The organism is Methylobacterium sp. B1 (genome assembly GCF_000333255.1).
Lineage (GTDB): Bacteria > Pseudomonadota > Alphaproteobacteria > Rhizobiales > Beijerinckiaceae > Methylobacterium > Methylobacterium fujisawaense.
Genome location: NZ_BACT01000803.1, coordinates 1 through 2,874 on the forward strand (window position 1 = coordinate 1; position 2,874 = coordinate 2,874).

General features: G+C 68.3%; 3 protein-coding genes. 1 reads left to right on the forward strand and 2 read right to left on the reverse strand.

All coding sequences use genetic code 11. The features are described 5' to 3' along the window. Both I53_RS23135 and I53_RS23140 read right to left on the reverse strand, forming a co-directional pair. Window positions 1–890, reverse strand: an 890-nt coding sequence (locus I53_RS23135) for a Gfo/Idh/MocA family protein (protein ID WP_043355150.1), incomplete at its 3' end; no start/stop codon positions are given. A gap of 13 nt (window positions 891–903) precedes the next feature. Further along, the gene (locus I53_RS23140; protein WP_043355152.1) at window positions 904–1,452 is read right to left on the reverse strand and encodes an acyltransferase; all 549 of its coding nucleotides are present in this window, start codon (window positions 1,450–1,452) and stop codon (window positions 904–906) included. A gap of 429 nt (window positions 1,453–1,881) precedes the next feature. Here I53_RS23140 and I53_RS23145 point away from each other — a divergent pair. Beyond that, window positions 1,882–2,874: polysaccharide biosynthesis/export family protein (locus tag I53_RS23145; protein WP_251982416.1), on the forward strand; the 993-nt coding region annotated here is incomplete at its 3' end.

The following is a 2,874-nucleotide window of genomic DNA, read 5'->3' on the forward strand; positions in this document are numbered from 1 at the left end:
ATCGGCGAATGCTCGATCTCGACGATCAGCGCCTCGCGGAAGGACAGGTGCGGCGACCACATGTCGCCGGTCCGGTAGGAGACCATCAGCTCGGTGATGTCGTCCGAGCCGCCGCCGACCGTGACGCCGCGGTCGTAGACCTTGACCTTCTCGATCGGGTCGAGGTCGTTGTAGACGATCATCTTCTTGCTGCCGCCGATCAGCGTCTGCCGCACCTTCACGGGCGCGAGCCAGTTGACGTTGATCTGTGCGACCACGCCGCGCGGGTAGAAGACGGTCAGGTGGGCCATGTTCTCGGGACGGCCGCTGAAATGGCCGGTGCCGCTCGCCGAGATCGCCACCGGGGCGAGATCCAGGATGTGGTCGAGGATCGCGAGGTCGTGGACCGCCAGGTCCCAGATCACGTTCACGTCGCGCTGGAACAGGCCGAGGTTCACCCGGGTCGAGTCGTAGTAGAACACGTCGCCGATGGCGTCGGTCGTGACGAGCTCGTGGATCTTCTCGACCGCACCCGTGTAGACGAAGGTGTGATCGACCATCAGCCTCAGGTTGCGCTTGGCTGCCTCCTCGATCAGCAGCCGGGCCTCGAAGGCCGAGGGCGTGATCGGCTTCTCGATGAAGACGTGCTTGCCGGCCCGGAGCGCGTTGATGGCGATCTCGAAATGCGAACTCACCGGCGTCGCCACCATGACGGCGTCGATCGCGGGATCGGCCACGAGGTCGCGCCAGTCCTGATGGAGCTGGACGGCGGGGTAGCGCTTGCCGGCCCGGGCGAGCGCGGCGGGCGACTGGTCGGCGATGGCCACCAGCTGGCAGCGCTCGCTCTCCGACGTGCAACGGGCGAGGTTCGGCCCCCAGTAGCCGTATCCGACGATACCGATCGAGATCATGAGTGCATTCCCCTCAAGCAATCTGCAGAGGCTCGGCCGGCTCGGGCCGCGGCGACTGGACGGAACGGGCGCGCGCGGCGCTTTCGGCGCGCTTGGTGCGCGTGTCCCCGACGACCCGCGCGGGGCATCCGGCGACGATGGCGAAGGCCGGGACATCCCGGGTGACGACGGCGCCGGCGCCGACCAGGGCGCCCTCGCCGATGGTGATCCCCGCCACGATGGTGGCGTTGGAGCCGATGGAGGCGCGGGCCTCGACCACGGTCTCGACGAGCTCCCACTCGCCGTCCCGCTTCAGGCTCCCGTCCGCGTTGGTGGCTTCCGGGTAGAGCTCGTTGGTGAAGACCACGCCGTGGCCGATGAACACCTCGGCCCCGATCGAGACGCCCGCGCAGATGAAGCTGTGCGAGGAGATCTTGCAGCGCGGGCCGATATGGCTGCCGCGCTGGATCTCCACGAACGGGCCGATGCGCGAGCCGTCTTCGATTCGACATCCATAAATATTGACCAGATCTGGGTACAATATGCCCACATCAGAACCAATATTGACATCATTAATCGGCATCCCGGTCGCTCCACCCGCCGAATTTCCGTGCGGTAAAGCTGCACAGAGCTGCAGGTGGCCGGGAACCCAGGCTTTCGATGTCGTTCGTCCGTCGAAAGGCGAATAGCGTCTGCCCGATGCTGCCGGCCGTCGCGATCCGGCGGCGCTCCGGTCGCCGCGCCTACGCCGAAAGGCGGGGATCCTGCCCCGACGGGACGGCGCCGGCCCACCTTTTGGAGGAGTCCCGGCGGACTTTGCCGTTACGCATCATGCCGCCTCAGCCACCCATAAGCCCGTGAGGCCGACGCGCGGTTCGCCGCTCGATGGCCACGCCCGGACATGGCAGCGCATTCGAGGGGACGACGCGTGTCGAGGATTCTGGCGAAGTCTGAGCCTATGCCTGCCGGATATCGGTCCGCCGTCACCCGGCGCGCCTCCCGAGCCGGCATCATGGCCTGCCTGCTCGCCCTGTTCACGGTCCCCGCGGCGGCGGAGTACCGGATCGCCCCCGGGGACACGATCGAGGTGTCGGCCCTGAGCCTCCCGAACTTCAAGCAGGAATCCACGGTCTCGACCGATGGCGCCCTCATGGTCCCGCTGCTCGGGGATGTGCCGGCCGCCGGCCTGACCCTCGCGGAGCTGCGCCGGAACCTGCAGAAGACCCTGGCCGCCAAGGCGGTGCGGCAGCGCGGGCCGGACGGCAGGGAAACGATCGCCGTGATCGAGCCGGACGAGATCGGCGTGCGGGTCGCGAAGTACCAGCCGATCTACCTGAGCGGCGACGTGACCAAGCAGGGCGAGCACCCGTTCCATCCGGGCATGACCGTCCGGCAGGCGGTCGCCCTCGCGGGCGGCTACAATCTCCTGCGGTTCCGGATGGAGAACCCGATCATCGAATCCGCGAACCTGCGCGCCGACTACGACGCGACCTGGGCGAGCATCGCGCGGGAGAATGCGACGATCTGGCGCCTGAAGGCGATCATCGCCGCGCCGCGGGACAGGAGCGCCCCGGCCGCGGACCCGCAGGCCGCCTCGGGCGGCCGCCCGACACCGGCGCAGAAGCTCGCCGAGCAGCAGCTCCGGATCCAGCTGACCGACATCGCGAAGGAGAAGGAGCATCTGCAGCGCTCCCTCGCCCGGGCCCAGACGCAGTACGCCAATCTCAGCGAGCAGCAGGTCAAGGAGAAGGAGGGCGTCAACGCCGATGCCGAGGAGTACGACACGGTGCGTGCCCTGTTCCAGCGCGGCGCGGTGGTCACCACGCGGCTGACCGACGCCCGGCGGGCGGTGCTGCTCTCCTCGACCCGCGCCCTGCAGACGACGGTCCAGCTCACCCAGCTCGACCGTGACAAGAGCGACGTCGCCCGCAAGCTCGAGCGGGTCGAGGACCTGCAGGCCATGGACGCCCTGGAGAAGCTCCAGGCCGNCGNAGAGCACCTGTCG

What these genes read in the sequence shown, in the direction of transcription:
- I53_RS23140 (WP_043355152.1), bottom strand. Translation starts at nt 1,452, where the DNA reads ATGCCGATTAATGATGTCAATATTGGTTCTGATGTGGGCATATTGTAC.